Raw genomic sequence first — 26,543 nt, forward strand, 5'->3', positions numbered from 1 at the left:
GGTGAAAAAAACTTTGTTGGCGACGGTTTCCACGACAGTATTGATGACAGCGGCCCCTGTGTGGGCGGCGGATTTCAAGGTGGTGACGACGTTCACAGTGCTTGCGGATATGGCCCAGCACGTAGCGGGGGACGCGGCCGAGGTTGTATCGATCACCAAGCCGGGTGCCGAAATTCATGGCTACGAACCCACGCCGCGTGACATCGTGCGGGCGGTTGATGCCGATCTGATCTTGTGGAACGGCCTGAACCTCGAGCTGTGGTTCGAGCAGTTTTTGTCCAATCTTGGCGATATTCCGTCTGTGACTTTGACGGATGGCATTGACCCGATTTCGATCGCTACTGGCGACTATGAGGGCAAGCCAAACCCACATGCATGGATGGGATTGGATAATGCGCTGATCTATGTCGACAATATCGCCGCCGCTTTTGCGGAATATGACCCGGACAATGCCGATATCTATTTGGCGAACGCCGAAACGTATAAGGGCGAGATTCGTGATACAATTGCGCCGCTGCGGGACCGTGTGGCGGAAATTCCCCAAGCGCAGCGTTGGTTGGTCACCTGCGAAGGGGCGTTTAGCTATCTTGCCCGTGATTTCGCTATGAAAGAGCTGTATTTGTGGCCGATGAATGCAGACCAGACCGGCACACCGCAGCAAGTGCGCACCGTGATCGACGAGGTTCGGGCCAATGATATTCCCGTGGTTTTCTGCGAAAGCACGGTCAATACAGCACCTGCCAAACAGATCGCCCGTGAAACGGATGCGGCCTATGGTGGGGTGCTATACGTCGACAGCCTCAGCACGGCGGAGGGGCCAGTGCCCAGCTATCTGGACCTGCTGCGGGTGACATCCCAGACCATCGCCGATGGACTGGCTGAGAACTTAAAGTGATCGGAACACAGTTATGCTAAGCGCCGAAATCCAACATGATGCTGAACATTTCGCGCCCCAAGACAGCGGGATATCTGCCCATAATGTGACCGTCACGTATCGCAACGGTCACACGGCGCTGTATGATGCGAATTTCGAGATTCCGCGCGGCACGATCACCGCGCTGGTGGGGGTGAATGGGGCGGGGAAGTCCACTTTGTTCAAGGCCATCATGGGCTTTGTTCCCGCCGCAGCGGGCGAGATCAAGCTGCTTGGCAAATCCGTGCGCGAGGCGCTGCGCGAGAACCTTGTCGCTTATGTGCCGCAATCGGAGGAGGTCGATTGGGCCTTTCCGGTGTTGGTGCAGGACGTGGTGATGATGGGGCGTTACGGGCATATGGGTTTCCTGCGCCGTCCCAAAGCCGCAGATCACGCAGCCGTGGACGAGGCCTTGCGCCGCGTGAACATGAGCGACTTTCGGAACCGCCAGATTGGCGAACTGTCCGGCGGCCAACGCAAACGTGTGTTTCTGGCCCGCGCCTTGGCCCAAGACGGCCGCGTGATCCTGCTGGATGAACCTTTCACCGGGGTGGACGTCAAAACCGAGGATCAGATTGTGGCCCTGTTGCGCGAACTGCGCGACGAGGGCCGCGTGATGTTGGTCTCGACCCATAACCTGGGCTCTGTACCCGAATTCTGCGACCGTACCGTGTTGGTCAAGGGGACCGTCCTTGCTTATGGGCCGACCGAAACGGTCTTTACCCATGACAACCTTGAGATGGCATTCGGTGGCGTGCTGCGTCACTTTACCCTTGGCGGTAGTGACCTGCATGACGACGATGATGGCCGCGAGCTGCGGATCATCACTGACGACGAACGCCCCTTTGTTCATTACGGAGAGGCGCTGGCGAAGGGCGAGGACGACAAATGATCGACCTGCTGCTAGAGCCGTTCGGCTACGGCTACATGTTCAACGCCATGTGGGTATCGGCCATGGTCGGCGCGGTCTGCGCGTTTCTGTCATGCTACCTGATGCTGAAAGGTTGGTCGCTGATCGGCGACGCGCTGAGCCATTCGGTCGTGCCCGGTGTGGCAGGGGCGTATATGTTGGGTCTGCCCTTTGCGCTTGGCGCGTTTCTGGCGGGCGGACTGGCGGCGGGGGCGATGTTGTTTCTGTCGGGGCGCTCGGGCCTCAAGATCGACGTCATCATTGGCATCATCTTTACATCGTTCTTTGGGCTGGGCCTGTTCATGGTGTCGCTGTCGCCCATGTCGGTCAGTATCCAAACCATCATCATGGGCAATATTCTGGCCATCGCCCCGTCTGACATCATTCAACTGGCGATCATCGGCGCGGTCTGCCTGACGGTGCTGCTGCTGAAGTGGAAAGATTTAATGGTTACGTTTTTCGACGAAAACCACGCGCGATCCATCGGGCTGAAACCGGATGTTCTGAAGGCGGTGTTCTTTATGTTGCTGTCTGCTGCCGTTGTGGCGGCGATGATGACCGTGGGCGCATTTTTGGTGATCGCGATGGTCGTGACCCCCGGTGCCACGGCCTATCTGCTTTGCGACCGGTTTCCGCGCCTTATCATTGTGTCGGTGATCATCGGGACGTTAACCGGATTTCTGGGGGCCTATGCCAGCTATTTTCTGGATGGCGCGACAGGCGGTGTGATTGTGACCCTGCAAACTGCCATTTTCCTTGCGGCCTTTGTCTTTGCGCCAAAACACGGCGTGCTGGCGGCACGGCGCAAGGCGGCCCAAGCGCTGCAGTCCTTGCGAGACGAGGTGCCATCATGATCGACACATTGCTGTTTCCGTTTCAGTTTCCCTTTATGCAAAATGCCTTTTGGATCATTCTGCTGGTCGCACCCCCCACGGCATTGCTGTCTTGTTTTCTGGTTCTCAAGGGCTGGGCGCTGATGGGGGATGCCGTTAGCCATGCGGTGCTGCCGGGGGTGGTTCTGGCCTGGATTACGGGCATTCCGCTGATCATCGGGGCCTTTGCTGCGGGCATGTCCTGCGCCTTGCTGACCGGATACCTAAGCCACAATAGCCGGATCAAGCAGGACACCGTGATGGGGGTAGTTTTCTCGGGGATGTTTGGCATTGGCATTATCATGTACACATCGATTTCGACCAACCAGCATCTGGATCACATCCTGTTTGGCAACATGCTGGGGGTGGGTCCGCAGGACCTATGGACGGCTGGCGTTATCTCGATCTTTGTAACTGCGTTTATGGTGCTGAAGTGGAAGGACCTGCTGCTGCACGCCTTTGATCCGGCCCAAGCGCAGGCAAGCGGGTTGCGCACAGATCTGCTGCACTATGGCTTGCTGGCCGTGTTGTCGCTGACCATCGTGGCGACCTTGACCGCAACGGGGCTGATCCTTGCGGTCGCTTTGCTGGTCACACCGGGGGCGATTGCGTTTCTGTTGGTGCGCAGCTTTGGTCCGATGTTGATCATGTCGGTCGCGGTGTGCACAGCGTCGATGTTCGCAGGCACCTACCTGAGCTTTTTCATCGACAGCGCGCCGGCCCCGACCATTGTTCTGATCCTGACAGCGGTGTTTATTGTGGCATTTGTTAACCGCCTTTACGCCACGCATAAAGCGTCACGTATCGCCGGGCAGGCGATGAACGGGGCTGACAACGGGTGAAGACTGTGATCACTCTGCAGCCCTTTTTGTGACACTTGATCGGGGCGTGCATTACTTGGCGCATGGTGTGATTATAGGGCGCAGTCATCCGACCTCTTAGGGGTTTGAGCGCATTTTCGCCTCAATACCACCGGTTGTGCGATTGCTCTTGCGTATCCGCATAAGGCATGTCGTTCGGGCATCTTTTCGATACGATCCTGCATGCCCCTATAATAGTTACATTAATCAAGATCAGCCGAATCTATCGCGGAAGTGATTCGGCAGGAATGAGGCGCTACGTTTAAATTTCGTAAACAAATAGTTAATTTTCCCTCGATTGGTTCTCTTTTTACGGGATTGTCAAAAAAAAATGGCAGAAATTTGCCGCTACTTTACGCTAGGTTAATTGTTTCGGCTTTAGATACAGTTCTTTGGTCAGGTTAAGATTCATTAACGCGGCGATTCCGATTTTCTTCAATGTTTACCGATCTTAACGCCAGAAATTTTCGGGTGCTGTCGAAACAATGGGCACTCTGCGGTTGGATCGGCATGGCGGAAATCTCTCAAAAAAAGGGCGTAAAAGCGTCACCATGCTGACCAGATATGGTAATTTTCCCTTCCCCGAATGCCGAAGCGCCGCTAACGATTAGGGGCCCAACTGGGGGGGCAAAGTCTGCAGGTCACGGGGGCGACCGCATTGAACGCGTGCTGTTACGTACGGGATAGATGTGTTCGTCGCGCTGCTAAGTCGTCGAATATATTTCTGGCCAAGGTTCGGTCAGGACTGGTCGCTTGCGACCCGACATCCCTTCTTTCGGGTCAAGGTTCACTGGGTGCCGTCATCAGACCGCCGAAGTGTGCTCTTGGGTATTTTTTGTTCGCCGCATAGCTGCGGTCCGTCTGTCTGGCGGGTGAGGGAGAGAAAGATGAACAGGTTTGAAAAAGCCGGGATGTTGAGCGGGCCAATCGCATCAACCACGACTCCGCGCCGCACCACAGACGGAAACTGCCTATTTTCACCTTCAACTCGCCACAATCGCATCAAATCGATACCACATATTGTCTCTACCAAGACATTGTGCGGCTCATTTTTTGCACGCCACTTAGTACGATTGGCGAAAATTTATTTTTCTACCCCCTCTGCCTGCGGCCTCGGAGACTTTCCCCGATCGCGGCACAGAACTGAGCAGGGCTCGAAACAGGGGTTGAACTGAACACAGTTCGCCCGACACCGGGCATTAGAGATTTGGGGCGCAGAGCAGATGCCTCGCAAGTAATTTGGAGACGACAGACATGACATATTTCTTAGGTAGCCTTTTAAGCATGTATTCAGGGTCCAAGAGCGGCTCTACAACGTCAACCGCTCGGTCAAGCTCCAAGGATGGTATCGTCGAGGGGACGGGTGACGGGGACGTGATCGACACCGCCTATACTGGCGACCCGAATGGCGACTACGTGGATGCGAATGACGCCATTAATTTTGGGACCATAGGCTCGGACGATGATTTCATCTTGGGCCGTGGTGGGGATGACACCATTTCGGCTGGCGATGGCGATGATACGGTGCTGGGCGGGTCAGGCGACGACAGCATTCTTGGCGAAGACGGAGACGATGTTCTTTTCGGCGACGCGGGTACATCAGTCACAGGCACTGCGGCGCGCGAAAGCTTTGAGTGGTCCAAAGCGCCAGATCCCAACGATCCGGGTACCTCCATTGACGAAGATGACATCCTAAAAAACGGATTTGTGCAAAACACAGGCACCGTGAATGTCACCTTCGAAGTGAAGTCGAACACCAATAACCGGGCCGACGATCAGAAATACACCTATGATGACCAGAACATTAACGGCGTTGTTGGCGACGGTAGCCCCGTTGATAAAAACAGTGCATTCGATTCACTGGCCAACAAGCACAATACAGCCGAGTTCGAACTGCGGTTTGACGCCGAAGTTGAGAATATTTCGTTTAATATCAACGATATCGACAACAAAGGTGCCGTTAAAATTATTGCCTATGACGCGGCCGGGAATAAGCTGGATATTGATCTAACCGGCGGATCCGGCATTGATTTAAGCGATTCAAGCAATGTCTATCTGGCCAAAAGTAAGGGCGGCGACGAAGAGGCAAGCGGATCCAAATATTCGGTGAACGTTTCCATCGACGGGCCGGTATCGAAGATTGAATTCGTTCACACAGGGTCGTCCGATGGCAACTCTGGGATTAATGTTACGGACGTCTATTTCGACAATCCGGCCACATTTATCATTGATGACACCTCGGTGGGCGAGGACACGATCAGCGGTGGCGCAGGGGATGACCTGATCTTTGGCGACAGTGGGAATGCTTCGTCAGCAGTTGTGCGCGAGAGCTTTGAGTGGGAAGGCGTAACCAATCGTCAAATCACCGACGGGTTTAGCCAAGATACCGGCAATGTTACGGTTGAATTTACGCAAACCAAAGATACCGGGAAGCACAAGGCCGAGGCTTCGTCAGACCAGCTTAACACAGACGGCGTTATTTCAGATGGGGGCGTGGTTGATGACAACAGCTCGCTTAAATCTGTGACACAGGGCGAAGGCAACATCGGTCAGTTTCAATGGGATTTCTCGGCACCGGTTGGCAACGTTTCATTCAATGTGAACGATCTTGATCAGGATGGCGTCGTTGAGATCCAAGCCTATGACGCGAGCGGCAAGCTGATCACGGTGAACCTTACCAGTGGTTCCGGTATCACGCTGAAGGACAACGATGCAGTGCCCGGCAATGAAATCGCCGATAGCAGGGGCGGCCACGAGAATGTCGACTCTGCTAAGTATACTCTGAATGTTCAAATTCCCGGCCCGGTATCGCGTATCGTTCTGACCCACACCCAAGACGGGAGCGATAATTCGGGCATTAATGTGACCGAAATGTATTACGATACGACATCTGGCCCAATCACCCCGGGGACCGAAGGTGCCGATGATGTTATCACCGGTGATGCGGGCAATGACACGATCTATGGGGAAGGTGGCGATGACACCATCGATGGCGGTCTGGATAACGATAAAATCGAGGGCAACACTGGCGACGACCTGATCGAGGGCGGTAGTGGTAGCGATACCATTGATGGTGGCAGCGGTAATGACACGATCTATGGCGATGCAGAGCCCGTCGTCGGCCCTTCGACATTTCGCACGGCGGTTGCCTCAACCCGCACTGTCACTGCCACGAACGATTCCCTATCAGGGGGGGCGGGCGCGGATTCCATCAGCGGTGGTGACGGCGATGATACCATCGACGGCGGAGTAGGAAATGATACGATCCACGGCGACGCTGGCAATGATAGCATGCGCGGTGGTGACGACGAGGATCTGTTCCTTAACGTGAACGGCGGCGATACGATCGACGGGGGTTCCGGTCCGTTGGCCACAGACTATGACGTTATCGATCTGACGGGGTCGCTGAACGGTGGCGGTTATTACCTTGACGGCCTGAAGTCTGACACCGACGTGGGGGATACCGACGATGATGGCAGCCGCAACGACGGCCTAGACGGGACAATCGTCTTTACCGATGCATTGGGTAACGAAACCGGTCGTCTTGATTTCACCAACATCGAAAAAATCGTGCCGTGTTTTACGCCGGGCACGTTGATTGCGACAGCCAAAGGTCAGCGCCGTGTCGAAGATCTGCAGCAGGGTGACATGGTTATCACCCGCGACAACGGGTTGCAGGAAATCGCATGGGTGGGTCAAAAGCCCTTGACGCAAAAAGACTTTGTCAATCAGCCCGAGCTGAGGCCGGTTCTGATCAAGGCCGGATCGCTTGGTGAAGATATGCCAGAGCGTGACATCATGGTGTCGCCAAACCACCGGATGCTGATCGCCGATAAAGGCGTGTCGATGTATTTTGACGAACCCGAAGTTCTAGCCGCGGCCAAACATCTTGTCGGACGGGACGGGGTCAGCCATGTGGACGTGGCCGGAACAAGCTATATCCACTTTATGTTCGAGCGGCACGAGGTCGTGCTGTCGGATGGTGCTTGGACCGAAAGCTTCTATCCCGGGGATTATACAATCGACGGTCTTGGGTCGGACCAGCGGGACGAAATCCTGTCGCTCTTCCCCGAACTTGAAACGGAAATGGGGATCAGAAACTACCGGACAGCACGTTCGACTGTCAAAAAATACGAAGCCAAGCTGCTGTTTAACTAAGTTAAATACAGTGCCTGTCGGCATGGCGGGGCCGAAACATACGCAAACCCGGGCGCAGATTTATATCTGCGCCCGGGTTTGCGTTCGGCTTATGCATTTGAGTGCGCCTTTGCGTAAATATTCTTGCTTGCAGACACAAAAACATTAACCTTTCGTTTAGAACGCGCGACGGCCGCACGCTGCGAAAGCTTGCGCGCGTTCACTCTGGGAGGAGAAAAAATGACAGAAAAAACAAACATTAACCGGCGTTCATTTCTAGCGAAATCTGCCGTTGCGGGCGGCGCTGCTGCTGGCAGCATGCTGGCCGCACCTGCTGTTCTTGCGCAAGCGCCGCTGGTGATCAAGATGCAGACATCGTGGAATGACGCCAACATTTGGCAGGATTTTGCACGTGATTATGCAACCCGCGTTGAACAAATGTCTGGGGGCCGTCTGAAGGTTGACGTGTTGCCTGCCGGGGCGGTTGTCGCTGCATTCCAAGTGCTGGACGCGGTGAACGACGGTCTGATTGATGCCGCACACTCTGTGCCGGTTTACTGGTACGGTAAAAACAAAGCTGCATCGCTGTTCGGCACCGGACCTGTTTTCGGTGGCTCTGCAACAACCATGCTGTCCTGGTTCTATGAAGGGGGCGGTCAAGCGCTGTATAACGAGCTGACCCAAGACGTTATGGGGCTTGATGTCGTTGGCTACATGGGCTTTCCGATGTTCGCGCAGCCTTTTGGCTGGTTCAAGGAAGAGGTGAACAGCGTTGCGGACCTGCAAGGGTTTAAGTACCGCACCGTTGGTCTCGCGGCTGATCTGATGGCCAAGCTTGGCATGTCGGTCGCGCAGCTGCCCGGCGGCGAGATCGTGCCCGCGATGGAACGCGGCGTGATCGATGCGTTCGAGTTCAACAACCCATCGTCGGACAAGGATTTTGGCGCGCAGGATGTGGCCAAAAACTACTATCTGTCCTCGTATCACCAAGCGTCGGAAAGCTTTGAATTCCTGTTCTCTAAGACGTTCTTGGAAGACCTGGATCCTGATCTTCAGGCGATCTTGAAATACGGTGTCGAGGCCGTATCGACGGCGAACACAGCCAAGGCGATGAACCGCTACTCTGCCGATCTCCAGTTCTTGGAGAATGATGCGGGCGTTACAGTGCGCCGCACTTCCAAGGAAATCTTGGATGCGCAACTCAAGGCATGGGACGAACTTATTCCAGAACTGGAGCAAGACCCGTTCATGAAGAAATGTCTCGACAGCCAGCGTGACTGGGTCAGCCGTGTGTCGTACTATGAGTTGATGAACTCGCCTGACTACGGGTTGGCTTACGAGCATTACTTCCCCGGCAAGATCAAGCTTTGATCGCATAGGTCAGTGTAAAGAAACGAACCTCGGCATTTTTTATGCCGGGGTTCTTACGCGCAGTAAGGGAACACTATGTTATCCATTATCCGCTTTGCCGATAATCTGTCGGCTTGGTTCGGCAAGTCATTTGCGTGGCTCATTTTGTTGATGTCGATCGGCACGGGCTACGAAGTTTTCGTGCGCTATGTGATGAACAACCCCACGGCCTGGGCGCTGGACGTATCGTTTATTATGTACGGCACATTGTTCATGATGGGCGGCGCTTATACGCTGTCGCGGGGCGGGCATGTTCGGGGCGATTTTCTGTACCGGCTTTTGCAACCCCGGACACAAGGCAAGATTGACCTTGTCTTGTACATCCTGTTCTTCTTTCCTGGTGTGACGGCCCTTATTCTGGCGGGGTGGAAATATGCTGCCCGATCATGGCAATATGGCGAGGTTTCAGTGAACAGCCCGGCGGGTGTGCCGATATTCCAGTTCAAAACGGTGATCGTCGCCGCAGGTATTTTACTGTTTATTCAGGGTATTGCGCAGGTATGTCGATGTATTATCGCCATTCGCGATAACTATTGGGTGGAACCCGACGAAGACGTCTTTGAAACCGAAGACCTGCTTATGCAAGAGGCCAATAAAGCCGAGAAAGACCATATCACATGACCGATCCGCATATTGCCCTGATGATGCTGGGCCTGTTCATCATCTTTGTATTCCTTGGCTTTCCGATTGCATTCACGCTGATGGCGATGGGCATCGGCTTTGGCTACTACGCCTATTTCGACGCGCGCCGCATGTGGCGCAGCTTTGACCGGTTAGACGAAACTGCGGGGCAGTGGGAACAATGGTCAACCTGGTTAGAGGGGTTTTATAATAACCGAATATTCGACTTATTTGTGAACCAGACCTTTACGGTGATGTCGAACGAAGTTCTGACCGCCGTGCCGTTGTTCCTGTTCATGGGCTATATCGTCGAACGCTCCAACATCGTGGATCGTCTGTTCACCACATTGAATGTCGCGTCCAAAAACGTGCCGGGTTCGATGGGTGTTGCGGCGCTGATCACCTGCGCCTTGTTTGCGACAGCCACAGGGATTGTGGGCGCGGTCGTCACCTTGATGGGCTTGCTGGCGCTGCCTGCGATGCTCAAAGCGCGCTATGACCCATCCTTTGCGGCGGGCATCATTTGCGCGGGCGGTACGCTTGGCATTTTGATCCCGCCGTCGATCATGCTGATCGTCTATGCGGCGGCCACTAACGTATCTATCGTGCGCCTATACGCGGCGGCGTTGTTGCCGGGGCTGACGCTTGTTGGCCTGTACCTGATCTATATCATCGGTCGGTCGTTGCTTCAGCCATCCTCGGCCCCCAAACCCACCGATGACGAAGTACCGGACATGCCAATGGTCAAGCTGGTGTGGATGATCATCACGTCCTTTGTGCCGCTCGCCTTTTTGATCTTTGCGGTTCTCGGATCAATCCTGTTTGGCCTTGCCACCCCGACCGAGGCGGCATCCATTGGGGCCTTGGGCGGTATCTTTCTGGCCTTTATCTATCGTGCGATGACGTGGCAGCGGATGCGCGAAAGCGTCTATCTGACCGTGCGTACAACGGCGATGGTATGCTGGCTGTTTGTCGGCTCCTATACTTTCTCGGCGGTGTTCTCGTATCTTGGCGGGGAACACGTGATTTCCGAGTTCGTTCAAGGCATGGACCTCACGCCTATCCAGTTCCTGATCCTTGCCCAGCTGATCATCTTCTTGCTGGGCTGGCCGTTGGAATGGTCCGAGATCATCATCATTTTCGTCCCGATCTTTTTGCCGCTTCTGGCTGTGTTCGAGATCGACCCGCTGTTCTTTGGGATATTGGTGGCGCTCAATCTACAAACCAGTTTCCTGACGCCGCCCATGGCCATGTCGGCCTATTACCTCAAGGGGATTGCACCGCCCGAACTGCGCCTGACGCAAATCTTTGCAGGCGTGATGCCGTTCCTGTTCTGTGTGATCCTGTCGATGGTGCTGATGTATGTCTTCCCGTCGATCGTGTTCTATCTACCGGAAATGTTCTATGGACGATAACGCCCCACAGGCCGATCACATGGTCGCATCGCCCAGCGTGACGTTGCTGCGGGATCGGCTGGCATCCGGTGCGCTGGATGCCAGCGTTCTGGTCGAAAGCTATATCGCCCGGATCGAGGCCCGCGAGGCGGACGTCGGCGCGTGGGCATGGTTCGACGCGGATTTCGTGCGCGCGCAGGCCAAAACGCTGGATGCGCAACGCCGGGCAGGGCTGCCGTTAGGCCGTTTGCACGGGTTGCCGGTGGGGTTGAAGGATGTGATCGATACCCTGCGTATTCCGACAGAAAACGGATGCGCGGGCGATGCGGGGCGGGTACCACTGCGCGACGCCTTTATCGTTGAGCGGCTCAAGAAAGAGGGTGCGATCCTCATGGGCAAGACGGTCACGACCGAGCTTGCCTTTATGCATCCTGGAAAAACCGCCAATCCGCATAATCTGGCCCATACGCCGGGCGGGTCATCACAAGGATCTGCCGCCGCCGTCGCTGACGGCATGGTGCCTTTGGCCATTGGCACGCAAACTGGCGGGTCCGTGATCCGGCCTGCGTCCTTTTGCGGCGTGACCGGCTATAAACCCACATTCGGCGCGATCCCGCGGCGCGGGGTGCTGGCTCAATCACCGACATTGGACACCATCGGGGTTTTCGCCAGCGATCCAGCGGGTGCCGCATTGTTGGCTGAGGTTTTGTTCGGTCACGATATTGACGATCCGGCAACCAGCTTGGCCCCCGCACCCGCGCTTCATACCGCGGCGGTGTCAAAACCACCGCTGCCACCTGTATTCGGTTTCGTGCGCCCGCCGGGCTGGGACGAACATGCAGACCCTCAGCTGAAGGAAGCGTTCAACGAGCTGATTGCGGCGCTTGGCGATCAGGCGTTTGAGCTGCCGCTGCCCGCGGTTTTCCGATCCGCCGCTGAGCAACGCAAGCTGATCAATTTTGCCGAAATGGCCTATCATTACTACCCCTATGCCCGCGATATGGGCGATCAATTGGGGCAGGTGACGCAGGACGCAATCAACGAGGGGAACGCGGTTCTGGCGCGTGATTACCAGTCGGCCTGCGATATGCCCAAGGTACTGAATGCGGCGCTGGATGAATTGCTGACCCGCTGCGACGCTTTGATCTGCCCGTCGGCAACGGGCCCCGCACCGCGCGGGCTTGAAGACACGGGCGATCCGATTTTCAACGGTCTTTGGACATTCTGCGGCACACCCTGCATCAGCCTACCGCTGCTTACCTCGGTCGAGGGGCTGCCAATGGGCGTCCAGCTTATCGGGGAACGTGGCAATGACGCGCGCCTGATGCGCAGCGCGCAATGGCTGTTTAACTGGGCCGATGGCGCACCCTCATAAGGAATGACATGATATGAACCGCATACTCGCCCTTTTCGCATTCGCCACGCTTGCTGCCTTTTTGCTGATCTTGGCGGTCAAAGTTCCCAGCCCGGATCTGGTGATCATTGTCGTCGTGACCCTTGCGTTCGTGGCCTATGATTTTACCACCTCAAGCAAAAACAAGCGGGACTAGCCACATGCCCAAGCCGGTTATCTGGATCACGCGCACCCTGTCAGATGCCACCTTGGCGCGCGCGCGCCGCGACTACGAAGTCATCTGGGACCCCGCAGATACACCGGGTAGCGCGGATGATATCATCGCGATGAGCGCCAAGGTTGATGGCATGATCCCCTGCCATTCCGAACATTTCAGCGCCGATGTTGTGGCCCAGCTTGATCGACGTCTTAAGATCGTCGCGAACCATTCTGTTGGCGTCGACCATTGCGATTTACCAGCACTGCGCGCCAAGGGGATCACTGTCACCAACACGCCCGGCGTGCTGTCGGATGCCACGGCGGAACTGGCGATGATGCTGATGCTGGGTGCTGCCCGTCACGCGGTTGAGGGGGATCGCACGGTGCGGTCCGGCGCTTGGGATTTCTGGTCGCCAGCGTTTCTGGTGGGCAAGCAGGTGACGGGTGCGCGGTTGGGGATTGTTGGGATGGGCGGCGTGGGCCGCGCCTTTGCCCGCAAGGCGCGCGGCTTTGATATGGAAATCCATTACCACAACCGCAGCCGCCTTTCGCCCAAGGATGAGGCCGACGCGATTTATCACGATAACCTTGATGATCTGCTGGAGGTTTCTGATTTCCTGTCATTGCACTGTCCCGCAACGCCGGACACAACCGGATTGCTGAACGCCAAACGGTTGGCGCAAATGCCCAAAGGCTGCGTGGTGGTGAACACGGCGCGGGGCGCGCTGGTGGACGAAGACGCGCTGCTGGCTGCCATCAAAAGCGGCCATGTCGGGGCGGCGGGGCTTGATTGCTTTGTGACAGAGCCGGGCGGAAATCCGGCATTTGCACAGCATGAAAACATCATGATGATGCCTCATGCCGGCAGCGGTACCGTCACCACGCGCAATGCGATGGGGTTCAAAGCCTTGGATAATCTGGATGCGTTTTTCCGCGGCGACCAGCCACCGGACCAGCTCTGACCGATTGCAGCGACGCGGCCTAGCTGTTGAAGTTCGCCATAAGCTGATGAAATTTTTCGCCCTGCACGGCAACGTGGTTGCGCAGGACTGACGCTACTTTCTCTGCATCCTCGGCCTCAAGTGCCGCGACGATTTCGCGGTGCTCGGCCATGGATTGCGCCATCCGTCCACGGAATCGCAACTGCATCCTGCGATAGGCTTTCAGCTTGTTTTGCAAGCGCAACGTCTGTTGTTCCAGATAGCCGTTGGCCGATCCGCGATAGATGATCTGATGGAATTTTTCGTTCTCGGCGTAGTATTTTGCATGGTCGTTCTGGTCGATCGCCTCTTGGCAGCGGATGTTGGCCTCGGCCAATTGGCGCAGACCTGTTTCCGTCATGCGGGACGCGGCCAACCTGCCACAGGATGCTTCCAGCTCGGCCATCATCTCGAACATCTCCATCAGTTCAACGGGGCCGGGCAGGCGTACAAACACGCCCCGTCGCGGGAATTGTTCGGCAATGCCATTTGCAACAAGAACCTGAAGCGCTTCGCGCACAGGGGTCCGGGATACGCAGAATTGATCGGCCAGCTTTAATTCGTCCAGCCGTTCGCCATCGCGGTATTTGCCAGCAAACACATGCTGTTCCAAGGTTTCCGCAATCATGTCTGCACGTCTGATATCCATAAATGCAATCTAGCGACGGTTGGGAGGTAATGCAATATAAGTGATATTGTATACAAGATGTTTGACTTGGGATGCAAAGCGTGGAAAGTTTTGTACTGTAGAACCGGGGCGTTTGACCTTGGTCACATTCTGGGAGGAAAAGATGAAAATGACTGCACTCAAGGCAGCGGCGACGCTTGCCTGTTTTACGCTTGGATCTGCTGCACATTCTGAAACCCTGCGCCTGTCGCACCAATGGTCAAACACTGATGTACGCCATCAGGTGGCACAGATTGTTGCTGATGGTGTCGCGGCTGCCGATGTCGATCTGGATATCCAGATTTTCGGGTCCAAGTCCCTGTTTAAACCACGCGAGCAATATCGCCCCCTAAGCCGTGGCCAGCTGGATATGACAGTTCTGCCGCTGAGCTATGCCGGTGGTCAACAGCCCGCGTTCAACCTGACACTGATGCCCGGCATGGTGAAAAACCACGATCACGCCGCCCGGCTTAGCGCGTCACCTTTTATGGCCGCGCTGGAAGAGAAAATGGCCGACGATGATGTGATGGTCTTGGTCCATGGCTATCTTGCGGGCGGTTTCGTTGGCAAAGACAAATGCATCACCAAACCCGAAGACGTGAAGGGCTTGCAAACCCGCGCGGCTGGTAAGGCGTTTGAACAAATGTTGGCAGGGGCAGGGGCGTCGATTGCGTCCATGGCATCGTCCGAGATTTACAATGCAATGCAAACCGGCGTTCTGACTGCTGCGAACACATCGTCTTCGTCCTTCGTATCCTACCGGATTTACGAACAGGTGGCCTGCTATACACCTGCGGGCGATGTGGCTTTGTGGTTCATGTATCAACCGCTGTTGATGAACAAATCCAAGTTCGACGGTCTGACAGCTGATCAGCAAAATGCACTGCTGGACGCATCTGCTAAAGCGCAGGCGTTCTATCTGGAAGAAGCGAAAAAGCAAGACGCAGCTTCCGAGCAGGTGTTCCGTGATGCGGGCGTCGAGATCGCGCAGATGACACCGGCAGACTTTGACGCATGGCGCGCATTGGCGCAGGAAACATCCTACAAAGCGTTCGTCGCAGATGTACCGGACGGTCAAGCGCTGCTCGATATGGCGCTGGCGGTCGAATAATACACTCAAGGAAGGCTGCATCGTTGTGGCCTTCCTTGATCAGATGAATTTCTAAACTTTCTAAGGGTGATTTTATGGCGGGCCAAAGCTCGGCCGTGGCCGCGCAGACAGGGGGCAATGTATTCCTGCGCATGGTGGCGGCGATCTCAACGGTTGCAGGGTGGTGTTCGGCGGCGATGATTGTCGCGGCGGTGGCCATCACCTGCCAGATGATTTTCATCCGTTTTGTATTGAACGGATCAACCGTTTGGCAGACCGAGGCGGTGATTTATCTGGCCATCGGTTCAACGCTGGTGGGTTTGCCCTATGTGCAACGTCTGCGTGGCCATGTGAATGTCGACCTGATCCCGATTTCGTTGGGGCCACGGGCACGCTATGTCATGGCGCTGTTTACCCTGTCGCTGTCCATCGTGATGGTCGCGATCATGCTGTGGTACGGCTATGAATTCTGGCACCTCGCCTTTGAGCGCAACTGGAAATCCGACACGATATGGGGCGTCCGGCTGTGGATACCCTATGCCGCGCTGCCCATCGGATTTGCGTTGTTTCTTTTGCAACTGATTGCCGACCTTGTCGCAGTTGTTTTGAAAATTGATAAGCCGTTCGGCTTGGAGGGGCGCTAGTGGATCCGCTTACACTTGGCGCGTTCGTCGCCTTTAGCACGATTATTGTTCTGTTTTCCGGCGTGTCGGTGGCCCTTGGCCTGCTGATCGTATCGACCGGGTTTTTGATGGTCTTTGACGGGATGCGTTCGCTTGAACTGCTGCCCGAAATCCTATTCGGCAAGCTGGATAACTTTGCGCTTTTGTCGATCCCGATGTTCATCATCATGGGATCGTCCATTGCATCCACGCGGGCGGGGGCCGACCTTTACGAGGCGCTTGAACGCTGGCTGACGCGTGTACCGGGCGGGTTGGTGATCTCCAACCTCGGCGCCTGCGCGCTGTTTGCCGCGATGTCCGGTTCCAGCCCCGCCACCTGCGCGGCAATTGGCAAGATGGGCATCCCCGAGATGCGCAAACGTGGCTACCCCGAGGGGGTGGCCGCAGGGTCGATTGCAGCGGGCGGTACCTTGGGTATTCTGATCCCACCCTCGGTCACCATGATCGTTTACGGCATTGCCACAGAAACCTCGATCGGGCGCTTGTTCTTGGCGGGGGTGATCCCCGGCTTGTTGCTGGTCGCGTTGTTCATGGCGTGGTCGCTGTATTCCACATGGAAATCCGGCAACCGTGAATTGCTGGCCACGGGCAGCTACAGCTGGAAGGAAAAATTCGAAATCCTGCCGCGCGTTCTGCCGTTCTTGTTCATCATCGTTGGCGTGCTTTATGCGATGTATGGCGGGGTCGCTACGCCGTCCGAGACGGCTGCCGTGGGCGCGCTGTTGTGCCTGCTGATCGCGATGGTGATCTATAAGCTGTGGAACCCGCGCGACCTGTGGGTCGTGCTGCGCGACAGCACCAAAGAAAGCGTGATGATCCTGTTCATCATCGCCGCCGCGGGTGTGTTTTCCTACATGCTATCCAGCCTTTATATCACGCAATCCATCGCCAATTGGATCGGCACCTTGGACGTCAATCCATGGGTGTTGATGGGTTTTGTGAACGTATTTCTACTGATCGCCGGTTTCTTTCTGCCCCCGGTGGCCGTGATCTTGATGGCGGCACCGATCTTGTTGCCGATCATCACGACGGCGGGTTTCGATCCGATCTGGTTCGCGGTTGTGTTGACGATCAATATGGAAATCGGGCTGATCTCGCCTCCGGTGGGATTGAACTTATATGTGATCAACGGCATCGCGCCGGATATTTCGCTAAAGACGATTTTGATGGGTTCACTGCCATTCGTGGCGTGCATGGTGCTGGCGATCATCCTGCTATGTATCTTTCCGGGGCTGGCCACATGGTTGCCTGATGCCGTGATGGGGGCCGCGCTATGAGCTTTTTCTCGGGCCTTCTCGCGTCGGTCTTTGAGAGAAGCCACCGCAAGGCGATCTCGGACAAAGCTGAGGGGCATACAACAAACGAGCTGTGCCGCCAGTTGCTGAGCAGTCATGGCGAAGTGTCCGGCAGTACCCTGGCGCGGTTGATCCTGGATCGCTACAGCGCGATGGATGTCTCTGAAAAACAGGCGTTTTTCGAATTTATGACGCATAGCCTCGAGATTGATCCGCAGGCGGTCCAAAACACCCTCACGGCCTATGGTGATGCACCGTCCAAAAAGACCTACCGCGCATTTGCACAGGCCTGCGAGCCGCAGCGTCAGGAACTGGCGCGCCGGTTAAATCAGGTGCCGGGCGGTACGGGGCAGTTGGTCGCGATGCGCAAGGATTTGCTGTCGATGCTGCGCGACCAACCCGCGCTAGAGCCGTTGGACGTGGACTTTCAGCACCTGTTCACCTCTTGGTTCAATCGGGGCTTTCTGGTGCTGCGGCCAATAAACTGGTCCAGCCCCGCGAATATACTTGAGAAAATCATCGCCTATGAGGCCGTGCATGCCATCGACAGTTGGGATGATCTGCGCCGCAGGGTGCAGCCTGCCGACCGACGGTGTTTCGGGTTCTTTCACCCCGCCATGCAAGATGAACCGCTGATTTTCGTCGAAGTCGCTCTGACCAAGGGCACCCCGAATTCGGTTCAGGCCTTGCTGGCCGACGGGCGCAACGCCATCAATGCCGAAGATGCGGATACGGCGGTTTTTTATTCGATCTCAAATTGTCAGGCAGGGCTGGCGGGGATTTCCTTTGGCAACTCGCTGATCAAACAAGTTGTGGCCGATCTGTCTCGCGACTTGCCGGGCCTCAAAACTTTCGTCACCCTGTCGCCGATCCCCGGTCTCAACAAGTGGCGCGCGACTGCGAACCCCAAGACCGCGGCAGAGGCCGATCAAACAGCCATCGCGGCCCATTACCTGCTTGAGGCCAAGCGCCCCGACGGCATCCCCTTTGATCCCGTCGCGCGGTTCCATCTGGGCAATGGTGCCATGGTGCACGCCGTTCACGCAGGCGCGGACCTGTCGCCAAACGGGATGCGGCAATCCAGCGGTGTGATGGTGAATTACCTTTATGATCTGTCGCAAATATCAAAAAACCATGAACTGTTTGTCGGTGAGAAAACGGTTGTTGCATCCGCTGAGGTCCGCGCGCTAAGCGCATCCTGTGGGTTAGAAGTGTAGGAATTTGAAGAATGGCCAATCCGCTTTTTGATCGTCTTTTCGGGAAACATGCCGGTACATCGCGGGTGTTTTTGCATCTGGCCGATGGGCAGACCATCACCTATGCGGCGTTTTTGCGCATGGCTGCGCAATATGCCGGGGCGCTCACGAAATTTGGGTTGCGTCCGGGTGACCGACTGGCGGTGCAAATCGCTAAATCCCCGCAAGCGTTGGCCGTTTATGCCGCTTGCGCGCAGGCAGGTGTGATTTTCTTGCCGCTGAACACAGCCTATACCGCTGATGAAGTATCCTATTTCGTCGAAAACAGTGGGGCGCGTCTAGTGCTCTGCGATCAGGCCAAACAAGCGGCGATGGTGCCAGTGACGACAGCATGCAGTGCGGAACTGGCGACCCTGAACGCCGACGGATCAGGCACATTTGCCGATGTGGCAGCAGATATGCCGGACAGCTTTGCGACCGTTGACCGCAGCTTGGACGATCTGGCCGCGTTCTTGTACACATCGGGCACCACCGGCCGCTCCAAAGGGGCGATGCTGACCCAAGGCAACCTGCTGTCGAACGCGCAAACATTGGTCACTGAATGGCAATTCACCGAAGACGACGTTTTGCTGCATGCTTTGCCCATCTTTCACACGCATGGTTTGTTTGTGGCCTCCAACATCACATTGCTTGCGGGGGGGCAGATGATTTTCCTGCCCACCTTCAACATTGACCAGATCATTGAAAACCTGCCCAAATCGACCGCGCTGATGGGGGTGCCGACCTTTTATACGCGGTTATTGGGCGACAAGCGGTTCACCAAGGAACTGGTGGCGCATATGCGGTTGTTCGTGTCGGGCAGCGCGCCGCTTTTGGCCGACACCCATGTCCAGTTCGAACAGCTGACCGGTCTGCGGATATTGGAACGCTACGGCATGACCGAAACGAATATGAACACGTCCAACCCCTACTCGGGTGAGCGTCGCGCAGGCACCGTCGGCTTCCCACTGCCGGGGGTTGAGCTAAAGATCACCGACAGCAGAACCGGTGAAACCTTGCCCCAAGGCGAGATCGGAGAGATCGAAGTGCGCGGCCCCAATGTGTTCAAGGGCTATTGGCAGATGCCGGAGAAGACCGCCGAGGAACTGCGCGAAGACGGGTTTTTCATCACTGGCGATTTGGGGCAGATCGACGAGGACGGCTATGTTCATATCGTCGGGCGCAACAAGGATCTGATCATTTCGGGTGGCTATAACATCTATCCAAAAGAGATCGAGCAGATGCTGGACGAGGAAGAAAACGTGCTGGAATCAGCCGTGATCGGCGTGCCGCATCCTGACTTTGGCGAAACCGTCGTGGCGATCTTGGTGCCGGCACCGACGGGGCAGCCTGATGTCGAGGCGATCAAGGCAAACATTGCCAGATCGCTAGCCCGTTTCAAACATCCGCAACGCATCATTATCATGCCTGAACTGCCCCGTAATACGATGGGCAAGGTCCAGAAAAAGGCGCTGCGCGATCAGTTTCAGGGCTTGTTCACAGCTTAAGAGAACCCGAGCCCGGCCGGTGAATATTAGGGCAGGGGCACCAACGCGCCGCGATACTGAATAACACGGGCGGCAAGCGCGGATCCCGCGTTGATCGCTTGGTCCGTGCTGCGCCCTTGGGCCCAATCGGCCAGAAACCCTGCATTGAACGAATCCCCTGCGGCGGTTGTGTCCACGATTTTGTCGACAGTAACCGGTGCGTGGTGTGTCAGCGCGCCGTCTTGCAGCGCTAAAATCTGGCCGGGGCCATTCTTGACGATCACTGTGGATACACCGGCCTTGGCATATCTCTGTGCCGTGGCTTGCGGGTCTGCATCGCCGAACCACTCGGCCTCGTCGTCGTAGGATGGCAGCACGATGTCACTGACGGCGGCGGCTTTCATCACGTTGGCCGTCATGTCTGCGACGGATGGCCAAAGCCGCGGGCGCAAATTGGGGTCAAACACCACCACACCACCATCGCGGCGAAACGTGCTCAATACATCCAGAAACCGTTCGCGATCTTCGGGCGGCAAAATCGCCAAGGTAATCCCCGAGAAATATGCAACATCCGCACCGGTCAGCGCGTCGGCAAGCGGCCCGGCATCATGGGCGAGGGTGCGCGCGGCACTTTGACCACGCCAATAGCTAAAGCTGCGTTCCCCCTCGCTGAGCTGAATCATATACAGCCCCACGGTTGCCCCGTCACGGCGCGCAATATGGGCGGTGCCGATGCCGGTATCTGCGATAAAGCGAACCATTTGATCCGATGCGGAATCGCAGCCAACGGCGGTGAAATAGTCAATCTGGATGGTGGGCGGCAACAGCTGGCGCAGGTACCACGCAGTGTTCAACGTATCGCCGGCAAAACCCAACTGATAGCCGCCGTCGTTTCCATTGGGTGCCATCTCGATCATGCATTCGCCGATTGAAACAATCCGTTTCATGTGGTCGCTTCCGTGAAGTAATTGTGATCTTTGGCTTTGAGGTCCGCAATCAGGAACAATATCCGCGACAGATGCTGGTTGAGCACGCGCTCAGCCTCGTCCGGGTTATTGGATATGATGGCATCGAACAGATCGATATGTTCCTGCAGGGCAATTTGTTGCGACGTACTGTCCAGCGACAGCATGCGGATACGGTCCATATGGGCTTTGGTTTCTTCCAGTAAGTCCCAGACGTATTCGACCCCTGCGATGACGCAAATTTCGCGGTGGAATGCATCGTCTGCGTCATGAAACGCGGCGCGGTCGCCTTTGGCGACGGCGGCTTGTTGAACTTCTATTAGCGCAGCAAGGGTATCACGCCCTGAATCTGTTATTGTCCGGCAGGCTCTGCGGCAGGTTTTGCCCTCAAGCGCTTTGCGAATAAACCGTGCGCGCATCACCGCATCTTCGGAAATCAGGCTTATCGTTGTGCCGCTTTGCGGGCGGATCATCAGAAAACCAAGTTTGGCCAACCGTTTGAACGCCTCGCGGACCGGTTGACGCGATACGCCCATTTGGCGCGCGACCTCTGCCTCGGAAATCTTGGTGCTCGGGGGCAGTTCCAGACTGAGGATGCGCCGCCGTAATGCGTCAAAAACCTGATCTGCAACAGTAGGCTGCGGGATTTGCGTAATCGTCGGTAAGGGCAATATGTTTTCGTTTTGCCGCTTTGAGGTCACCATCGATTGGTCTTCCTACACATAGTTATTGGTGCCCTATTGTATGACAGTGTTTACCGAACATGACAACTGGGATACTAGTTGACTCGCAAAATCTGATTAACTAGGTTATTAGTTGGGTAGGCTGGCGTAGATGTGCATCCAGCCTCATCTGGGAGGGTGTATGCCACTATTAAACGACGATCGGCTTTTTCCGACGGAGCCTGCGGTGCGTGCCTTGGCGCGTGAGCTGTATAGCAGCGTTCAGGGCCTTCCGATCATCAGCCCGCATGGCCACACGGACCCACGCTGGTTTGCTGAAAACGAACCGTTTCCAGATCCCGCAAATCTGTTTGTCACGCCCGATCACTATGTGTTCCGGATGCTGCATTCGCAGGGCATTCCGCTGGATGCAATGGGCGTGCCGCGTGCTGACGGCGGCCCGGTCGAGGCTGACCCAAGAAAGATCTGGCGGCTGTTTGCACAGAATTACCATCTGCTCCGCGCGACCCCCTCGCGCATCTGGGTGGATCATGCGTTTCAAACGGTCTTTGGCGTCAACAAGCGGCTGTCGGCGGAAACGGCTGACGAAATCTATGACCAGATCGCTGAATGCCTAAGCCAAGATGCCTACCGCCCGCGCGCCCTGTTTGAGCGTTTCAATATCGAGGCGATTTCCACCACGGAAAGCGCGCTTGACGACCTGCACTGGCACAAGATGATCCGCGACAGCGGGTGGTCGGGAAAGGTGACGACCACCTACCGCCCTGATGCGGTGATTGACCCGGAATTTGGCGGCTTTGCCGAAAATATTGCGACTTTGGGTGAATTGACGAGCGAGGATACATCGACCTGGGTCGGTTATCTGGCGGCCCATCGCAGCAGACGCGCCTATTTCAAAACGGTTGGGGGTGCTACGGCCAGCGATCATGGCCACCCCACCGCCCGCACCGAAGACTTGCCACAAGCCGAGGCGGCAGCGCTGTTCGCCAAGGCGTTGCAAGGCAAATGCAGCGCAGAGGAGGCGGACCGGTTTCGCGGTCATATGTTGACTGAAATGGCGCGGATGAGCCTGGATGACGGGCTGGTTATGCAAATCCACCCCGGCGCGACGCGCAATCATTCCGCGTCGATCTTTGACCGGTTTGGCCGCGACAAGGGCTATGACATCCCAACCCGCACCGATTACGTGACCGCACTGCGCCCCTTGCTGAATGCGGTGGGCGAAAACCCTGATCTGACGGTCATTATATTTACGCTGGATGAAACCAGCTATGCGCGCGAACTGGCGCCGCTTGCAGGTGTTTATCCCGCCCTCAAACTGGGACCACCTTGGTGGTTTCATGACAGCTATGAAGGGATGATGCGGTTTCGCGAAATGACCACTGAGACCGCAGGCTTTTACAACACCGTCGGTTTTAACGACGATACCCGCGCATTCTGTTCCATTCCCGCCCGTCACGATGTGGCGCGTCGGGTGGATTGCTCGTTTCTTGCCACGCTGGTCGCAACGGGCCGACTGGACAAGGACGAAGCATTCGAGGTCGCACATGACCTCGCATATCGGCTTGCAAAACAGGCTTACCGGCTCTGAATGAGCCATTTTCTGGGAGGAAAAACCAATGACTTATATGAAATCTTTAGGTGCGGCGCTGCTGACATCCGTGGCGCTCTCCACGGCTGCATCCGCGTGCGAGGTCACGCTTCGGTCATCTGACACGCACCCCGATGGCTACCCGACGGTAGCTGCGGTGAATGCGATGGGCGACATGATCAAGGAACGTTCCGGTGATCGTTTGTGCATCGAGGTGTTCCACTCTGCGCAGTTGGGCGAGGAAAAGGACACGATTGAACAAACACAGTTCGGCGTGATCGATATGAACCGCGTTTCGCTTGGGCCATTCAACAACATCATCGAAGAAACCCAAATCCCTTCGCTGCCTTATATCTTCCGCTCGGTCGAGCATATGCACAAGGTCATGGACGGCCCTGTAGGTCAGCAAATTCTGGATGCGTTCTCTGACCACGATCTGGTCGGCTTGGCCTTTTACGACGGTGGTTCGCGCAGCTTCTACAACTCGGAAAAGCCGATCAATTCCATGGCTGATCTTGCAGGTATGAAGTTCCGCGTGATGCAGTCGGACATGTTCGTTGATATGGTGTCTGCCCTTGGCGCGAACGCAACGCCAATGCCCTACGGCGAGGTGTATTCGTCGATCCAAACCGGCGTTATCGATGGTGCCGAAAACAACTGGCCGTCCTATGACAGCTCGGGTCACTTTGAGGTCGCAAAATATTACACGCTCGACCAGCACCTGATCGTGCCCGAAGTTCTGGTTATGTCGAAGTCCAGCTTTGATAAGCTAAGCGCCGAAGATCAGGCCTTGGTCCGTCAGGCCGCCAAAGACTCCGTGCCGATTATGCGCGATCTGTGGCAGGCACGCGAAAAAGAATCCGAAGCGCGTGTGCGTGAAGCGGGTGTTGAGATCGTGACAGACATCGACAAAACCCCCTTCATCGAAGCGATGGTGCCGGTTTACGAAAAGTATGTGACCTCGGACACTCTGAAGCAGATGGTCGCCGATATCCAAGCGACCAAATAAATAACAAGACGGCCCGCCGCGCATTTTCCGGCGGGCCGTTTTTTCAAGGATAGGAACACCAAGTGAAAGATACGATGAGGTTCGTCGCCCGTGCCACTTCCCGAATGGCGCATGTGTCGCTGTGGGCTGCCGGACTTGGGTTGATCTCGATGACTGCCTTGATCGCGGCACAGGTCGTCTGGCGTTACGTTTTAAACGACAGCATCGTGTGGACCGAACCTGCGTCGGTCATGATTATGGGATGGTTTATCTTTCTGGGGGCCGCCGTCGGCATCCGCGAAGGGTATCACCTGTCCTTTGATGTCATCCTTTATATGATCCCGCAAAAGGCCAAGCTCGTGCTCCACTCGATCTCTGATCTGACCGTGGCAGGCTTTGGCGTGGGGATGATCTGGTTCGGCTGGCAACTGGCCGAAAAGACGGCGAGCAACAAGCTGCCCAGCCTTGGCATTTCAGGTGCCTTTGATTTTGTTCCCATCGTGGTGGGCGGTTTTCTGGTCTTTATTTTCTCGGTCGAGCGTGTCGCGCGTCGTGCTGCGGGCCTGGGGACTGCGCGCTTTGGCGATGACCCGGTGGAGGATTAACCGATGGAGCTTTATGTCCTGTTCGGCACATTTGTGTTCTTGCTTCTGATTGGGACGCCAGTGGCTTTTTGCCTGGGTGTGTCCAGCTTCGCGACCATTGCCTATCTGGGGTTGCCCCCCGTGGTGGTCTTTCAACGTCTGAATTCGGGCGTGTCGGTTTTTGCGCTGATGGCGATCCCGTTTTTTATCTTTGCCGGCGATTTGATGGTGCGCGGCGATATTGCCCGCCGTTTGGTTGCCCTCGCCGGGGCCTTTGTCGGCCATCTGCGTGGCGGTCTGGGGCAAGTGAATGTGCTGTCATCGGTAATGTTCGGCGGCGTGTCGGGGTCTGCTGCGGCGGATGCGTCGGCGGTGGGCGGATTGATGGTCCCGCAAATGGTCGAACGTGGATACGAGCCGGAATATGCGGTCAATATCACGGTGGTCAGTTCGATCATCGCACTTTTGTTGCCGCCCTCGCATAACATGATCATCTATTCGATCGCTGCGGGGGGGCGCATTTCCATCGCAGATCTGTTCACGGCCGGCATCATCCCCGGATTTCTACTGGCATTGGTGCTGATGATCACCGCGTGGTGGGTCGCCAAGCGCAAAGGCTATCCGGTGCAACCCTTTCAGGGATACCGGATGATCGGCACGTTGTTTATGTCTGCTGCTCCTGGTCTGATCCTTGTTGCAATTATTTTTGGCGGGGTACGGTCGGGGATTTTCACAGCCTCTGAATCGTCGAATATCGCGGTCGTCTATGCGCTGCTGGTGACATTCTTTGTCTACCGCAGCCTCAGCTGGAATGACTTTGTCCAAGCGACATTTGCCGCCGTGCGGACCACGGCAATGGTATTGATGGTTATCGGCTGTGCCGCATCCTTTGGCTGGCTATTGGCCTACACCAAAGTGCCCGCGTCGATGGTAGACCTGCTGAAGGGGCTATCGGACAATCCGATTGTGATCCTGCTACTGCTCAACCTGGTGCTGCTGATGCTTGGCACCTTCATGGACATGTCGCCGCTGATCGTGATCACCACGCCGATCTTCCTGCCTGTGGCAATGGCCTTTGGGGTGGATCCTGTCCACTTCGGCGTGATCTTGATCCTGAACCTCGGCATCGGCCTTTGCACCCCTCCGGTGGGTGCGGTGCTGTTCGTGGGCTGTGCTGTCGGGCGCATTCCTGTCTGGGATGCGGTGCGTACGATCTGGCCGTTTTACGGCGCGGCCTTTGCGGTTCTGCTGCTTGTTACCTACATCCCTGCGCTGTCTTTGTGGCTGCCCTCTCTGTTTCGCTAAGGAGACATTATGACCTATCCAATTGTGGCCGCTGACCTCGGCGTGACCCGCCAGATTTTGGCCGAGAACCCTGATCTGATGGTTGTCGCCTTTCGCTTTGAGGGCGGGGCAGAGGGCAAGCTGCATCACCATGTGCATGTTCAATCCACCTATGTCGAAAGCGGGCGTTTTCGGTTTCATATGGACGGGGTCGACCACGACATTGGGCCGGGCGATAGCCTGATCATTCCGTCCAATATCACACACGGTTGCGTCTGCCTTGAAGCGGGTACGCTGATCGACACCTTTACACCGCGCCGCGACGATTTCCTTTGATAAGAA

24 protein-coding genes are annotated in these 26,543 nt (G+C 56.2%); 21 read left to right on the forward strand and 3 right to left on the reverse strand.

Going from position 1 to position 26,543, the window contains the following annotated elements; genetic code table 11:
* Window positions 1-43 precede the first annotated feature (43 nt).
* From BM347_RS00980 to BM347_RS01025, 11 genes are all read left to right on the forward strand, one after another.
* Window positions 44-895 carry a metal ABC transporter substrate-binding protein gene (locus tag BM347_RS00980; RefSeq protein ID WP_245764192.1) on the forward strand — a complete coding sequence of 284 codons (852 nt, stop codon included), beginning with the start codon at window positions 44-46 and terminating at the stop codon, window positions 893-895.
* 13 nt (window positions 896-908) lie between these two features.
* Window positions 909-1,805, forward strand: a complete 897-nt coding sequence (locus BM347_RS00985; RefSeq protein ID WP_093914562.1) for a manganese/iron ABC transporter ATP-binding protein — start codon at window positions 909-911, stop codon at window positions 1,803-1,805.
* Complete coding sequence (locus BM347_RS00990) at window positions 1,802-2,677, forward strand: metal ABC transporter permease (RefSeq protein ID WP_093914563.1); 876 nt, start codon at window positions 1,802-1,804, stop codon at window positions 2,675-2,677. The genes BM347_RS00985 and BM347_RS00990 overlap by 4 nt, the downstream gene beginning before the upstream one ends.
* On the forward strand, window positions 2,674-3,537 hold the full coding sequence (locus tag BM347_RS00995; RefSeq protein ID WP_093914564.1) for a metal ABC transporter permease: 864 nt from the start codon (window positions 2,674-2,676) through the stop codon (window positions 3,535-3,537). Before BM347_RS00990 ends, BM347_RS00995 begins: the two co-directional genes overlap by 4 nt.
* A gap of 1,272 nt (window positions 3,538-4,809) precedes the next feature.
* Complete coding sequence (locus BM347_RS01000; protein WP_093914565.1) at window positions 4,810-7,713, forward strand: Hint domain-containing protein; 2,904 nt, start codon at window positions 4,810-4,812, stop codon at window positions 7,711-7,713.
* Window positions 7,714-7,932: 219 nt separating this feature from the next.
* Window positions 7,933-9,063, forward strand: a complete 1,131-nt coding sequence (locus tag BM347_RS01005) for a TRAP transporter substrate-binding protein (protein WP_093915356.1) — start codon at window positions 7,933-7,935, stop codon at window positions 9,061-9,063.
* Between the two features lie 75 nt (window positions 9,064-9,138).
* Window positions 9,139-9,723 carry a TRAP transporter small permease subunit gene (locus BM347_RS01010; RefSeq protein WP_093914566.1) on the forward strand — a complete coding sequence of 195 codons (585 nt, stop codon included), beginning with the start codon at window positions 9,139-9,141 and terminating at the stop codon, window positions 9,721-9,723.
* A complete protein-coding gene (locus BM347_RS01015; RefSeq protein ID WP_093914567.1) occupies window positions 9,720-11,138 on the forward strand; it encodes a TRAP transporter large permease in 1,419 nt (472 codons plus the stop codon). The genes BM347_RS01010 and BM347_RS01015 overlap by 4 nt, the downstream gene beginning before the upstream one ends.
* The gene (locus BM347_RS01020) at window positions 11,128-12,492 is read left to right on the forward strand and encodes an amidase (RefSeq protein WP_245764149.1); all 1,365 of its coding nucleotides are present in this window, start codon (window positions 11,128-11,130) and stop codon (window positions 12,490-12,492) included. The genes BM347_RS01015 and BM347_RS01020 overlap by 11 nt, the downstream gene beginning before the upstream one ends.
* 13 nt (window positions 12,493-12,505) lie before the next feature.
* Window positions 12,506-12,667: a hypothetical protein gene (locus tag BM347_RS17500; protein WP_175498459.1), complete on the forward strand. Its 162-nt coding sequence runs from the start codon at window positions 12,506-12,508 to the stop codon at window positions 12,665-12,667.
* Window positions 12,668-12,671: 4 nt separating this feature from the next.
* Window positions 12,672-13,631: a 2-hydroxyacid dehydrogenase gene (locus BM347_RS01025; protein WP_093914568.1), complete on the forward strand. Its 960-nt coding sequence runs from the start codon at window positions 12,672-12,674 to the stop codon at window positions 13,629-13,631.
* 19 nt (window positions 13,632-13,650) lie between these two features.
* Here the strand turns inward: BM347_RS01025 and BM347_RS01030 are convergent, their stop codons facing one another.
* Window positions 13,651-14,298: a GntR family transcriptional regulator gene (locus BM347_RS01030; RefSeq protein WP_093914569.1), complete on the reverse strand. Its 648-nt coding sequence runs from the start codon at window positions 14,296-14,298 to the stop codon at window positions 13,651-13,653.
* Between the two features lie 142 nt (window positions 14,299-14,440).
* On the opposite strand from BM347_RS01030, the gene dctP reads away from it, so the two are divergent.
* The 5 genes from dctP (at window position 14,441) to BM347_RS01055 (ending at window position 20,127) form a co-directional block, all read left to right on the forward strand.
* Complete coding sequence (gene dctP, locus BM347_RS01035) at window positions 14,441-15,427, forward strand: TRAP transporter substrate-binding protein DctP (RefSeq protein WP_093915358.1); 987 nt, start codon at window positions 14,441-14,443, stop codon at window positions 15,425-15,427.
* A 74-nt stretch (window positions 15,428-15,501) separates the two neighbouring features.
* Window positions 15,502-16,050 carry a TRAP transporter small permease gene (locus BM347_RS01040; protein ID WP_093914570.1) on the forward strand — a complete coding sequence of 183 codons (549 nt, stop codon included), beginning with the start codon at window positions 15,502-15,504 and terminating at the stop codon, window positions 16,048-16,050.
* A complete protein-coding gene (locus tag BM347_RS01045) occupies window positions 16,050-17,366 on the forward strand; it encodes a TRAP transporter large permease (protein WP_093914571.1) in 1,317 nt (438 codons plus the stop codon). The genes BM347_RS01040 and BM347_RS01045 overlap by 1 nt, the downstream gene beginning before the upstream one ends.
* Window positions 17,363-18,601: a malonyl-CoA decarboxylase gene (locus BM347_RS01050; RefSeq protein ID WP_093914572.1), complete on the forward strand. Its 1,239-nt coding sequence runs from the start codon at window positions 17,363-17,365 to the stop codon at window positions 18,599-18,601. Before BM347_RS01045 ends, BM347_RS01050 begins: the two co-directional genes overlap by 4 nt.
* Window positions 18,602-18,612: 11 nt before the next feature.
* A complete protein-coding gene (locus BM347_RS01055; RefSeq protein WP_093914573.1) occupies window positions 18,613-20,127 on the forward strand; it encodes a malonate--CoA ligase in 1,515 nt (504 codons plus the stop codon).
* 26 nt (window positions 20,128-20,153) lie between these two features.
* On the opposite strand, the gene BM347_RS01060 is transcribed toward BM347_RS01055, so the two are convergent.
* Together BM347_RS01060 and BM347_RS01065 are read right to left on the reverse strand one after the other, a co-directional pair.
* Window positions 20,154-21,053, reverse strand: coding sequence for a sugar kinase (locus BM347_RS01060; RefSeq protein WP_093914574.1), 900 nt, complete (start codon window positions 21,051-21,053; stop codon window positions 20,154-20,156).
* Complete coding sequence (locus BM347_RS01065; RefSeq protein ID WP_093914575.1) at window positions 21,050-21,775, reverse strand: GntR family transcriptional regulator; 726 nt, start codon at window positions 21,773-21,775, stop codon at window positions 21,050-21,052. Before BM347_RS01065 ends, BM347_RS01060 begins: the two co-directional genes overlap by 4 nt.
* 160 nt (window positions 21,776-21,935) lie before the next feature.
* Between BM347_RS01065 and uxaC the strand changes: the two genes are divergently transcribed.
* From uxaC to BM347_RS01090, 5 genes are all read left to right on the forward strand, one after another.
* Window positions 21,936-23,345 carry a glucuronate isomerase gene (uxaC, locus tag BM347_RS01070; protein WP_093914576.1) on the forward strand — a complete coding sequence of 470 codons (1,410 nt, stop codon included), beginning with the start codon at window positions 21,936-21,938 and terminating at the stop codon, window positions 23,343-23,345.
* Between the two features lie 28 nt (window positions 23,346-23,373).
* Window positions 23,374-24,354, forward strand: coding sequence for a TRAP transporter substrate-binding protein (locus tag BM347_RS01075; protein WP_093914577.1), 981 nt, complete (start codon window positions 23,374-23,376; stop codon window positions 24,352-24,354).
* 62 nt (window positions 24,355-24,416) lie between these two features.
* Window positions 24,417-24,938, forward strand: a complete 522-nt coding sequence (locus BM347_RS01080) for a TRAP transporter small permease (protein ID WP_217644000.1) — start codon at window positions 24,417-24,419, stop codon at window positions 24,936-24,938.
* A gap of 3 nt (window positions 24,939-24,941) precedes the next feature.
* Window positions 24,942-26,222, forward strand: a complete 1,281-nt coding sequence (locus BM347_RS01085; protein ID WP_093914579.1) for a TRAP transporter large permease — start codon at window positions 24,942-24,944, stop codon at window positions 26,220-26,222.
* 9 nt (window positions 26,223-26,231) lie between these two features.
* Entirely contained in the window at window positions 26,232-26,537 is a 306-nt protein-coding gene (locus BM347_RS01090) for a cupin domain-containing protein (RefSeq protein ID WP_093914580.1), read from the forward strand.
* The last annotated feature ends 6 nt before the right edge of the window (window positions 26,538-26,543 follow it).

This window comes from Sulfitobacter marinus (assembly GCF_900116285.1).
In the GTDB taxonomy this organism is placed as follows: Bacteria; Pseudomonadota; Alphaproteobacteria; order Rhodobacterales; family Rhodobacteraceae; genus Sulfitobacter; species Sulfitobacter marinus.

Coding starts and splice junctions, on each gene's coding strand:
- BM347_RS17500 (WP_175498459.1), top strand. CDS start 12,506: ATGAACCGCATACTCGCCCTTTTCGCATTCGCCACGCTTGCTGCCTTT.
- BM347_RS01010 (WP_093914566.1), top strand. CDS start 9,139: ATGTTATCCATTATCCGCTTTGCCGATAATCTGTCGGCTTGGTTCGGC.
- BM347_RS00990 (WP_093914563.1), top strand. CDS start 1,802: ATGATCGACCTGCTGCTAGAGCCGTTCGGCTACGGCTACATGTTCAAC.
- BM347_RS01065 (WP_093914575.1), bottom strand. CDS start 21,775: ATGGTGACCTCAAAGCGGCAAAACGAAAACATATTGCCCTTACCGACG.
- dctP (WP_093915358.1), top strand. CDS start 14,441: ATGAAAATGACTGCACTCAAGGCAGCGGCGACGCTTGCCTGTTTTACG.
- BM347_RS00995 (WP_093914564.1), top strand. CDS start 2,674: ATGATCGACACATTGCTGTTTCCGTTTCAGTTTCCCTTTATGCAAAAT.
- BM347_RS01090 (WP_093914580.1), top strand. CDS start 26,232: ATGACCTATCCAATTGTGGCCGCTGACCTCGGCGTGACCCGCCAGATT.
- BM347_RS01085 (WP_093914579.1), top strand. CDS start 24,942: ATGGAGCTTTATGTCCTGTTCGGCACATTTGTGTTCTTGCTTCTGATT.
- BM347_RS01075 (WP_093914577.1), top strand. CDS start 23,374: ATGACTTATATGAAATCTTTAGGTGCGGCGCTGCTGACATCCGTGGCG.
- BM347_RS01030 (WP_093914569.1), bottom strand. CDS start 14,298: ATGGATATCAGACGTGCAGACATGATTGCGGAAACCTTGGAACAGCAT.
- BM347_RS00980 (WP_245764192.1), top strand. CDS start 44: ATGACAGCGGCCCCTGTGTGGGCGGCGGATTTCAAGGTGGTGACGACG.
- BM347_RS01055 (WP_093914573.1), top strand. CDS start 18,613: ATGGCCAATCCGCTTTTTGATCGTCTTTTCGGGAAACATGCCGGTACA.
- BM347_RS00985 (WP_093914562.1), top strand. CDS start 909: ATGCTAAGCGCCGAAATCCAACATGATGCTGAACATTTCGCGCCCCAA.
- BM347_RS01020 (WP_245764149.1), top strand. CDS start 11,128: ATGGACGATAACGCCCCACAGGCCGATCACATGGTCGCATCGCCCAGC.
- BM347_RS01050 (WP_093914572.1), top strand. CDS start 17,363: ATGAGCTTTTTCTCGGGCCTTCTCGCGTCGGTCTTTGAGAGAAGCCAC.
- uxaC (WP_093914576.1), top strand. CDS start 21,936: ATGCCACTATTAAACGACGATCGGCTTTTTCCGACGGAGCCTGCGGTG.
- BM347_RS01005 (WP_093915356.1), top strand. CDS start 7,933: ATGACAGAAAAAACAAACATTAACCGGCGTTCATTTCTAGCGAAATCT.
- BM347_RS01040 (WP_093914570.1), top strand. CDS start 15,502: ATGGCGGGCCAAAGCTCGGCCGTGGCCGCGCAGACAGGGGGCAATGTA.
- BM347_RS01000 (WP_093914565.1), top strand. CDS start 4,810: ATGACATATTTCTTAGGTAGCCTTTTAAGCATGTATTCAGGGTCCAAG.
- BM347_RS01060 (WP_093914574.1), bottom strand. CDS start 21,053: ATGAAACGGATTGTTTCAATCGGCGAATGCATGATCGAGATGGCACCC.
- BM347_RS01015 (WP_093914567.1), top strand. CDS start 9,720: ATGACCGATCCGCATATTGCCCTGATGATGCTGGGCCTGTTCATCATC.
- BM347_RS01025 (WP_093914568.1), top strand. CDS start 12,672: ATGCCCAAGCCGGTTATCTGGATCACGCGCACCCTGTCAGATGCCACC.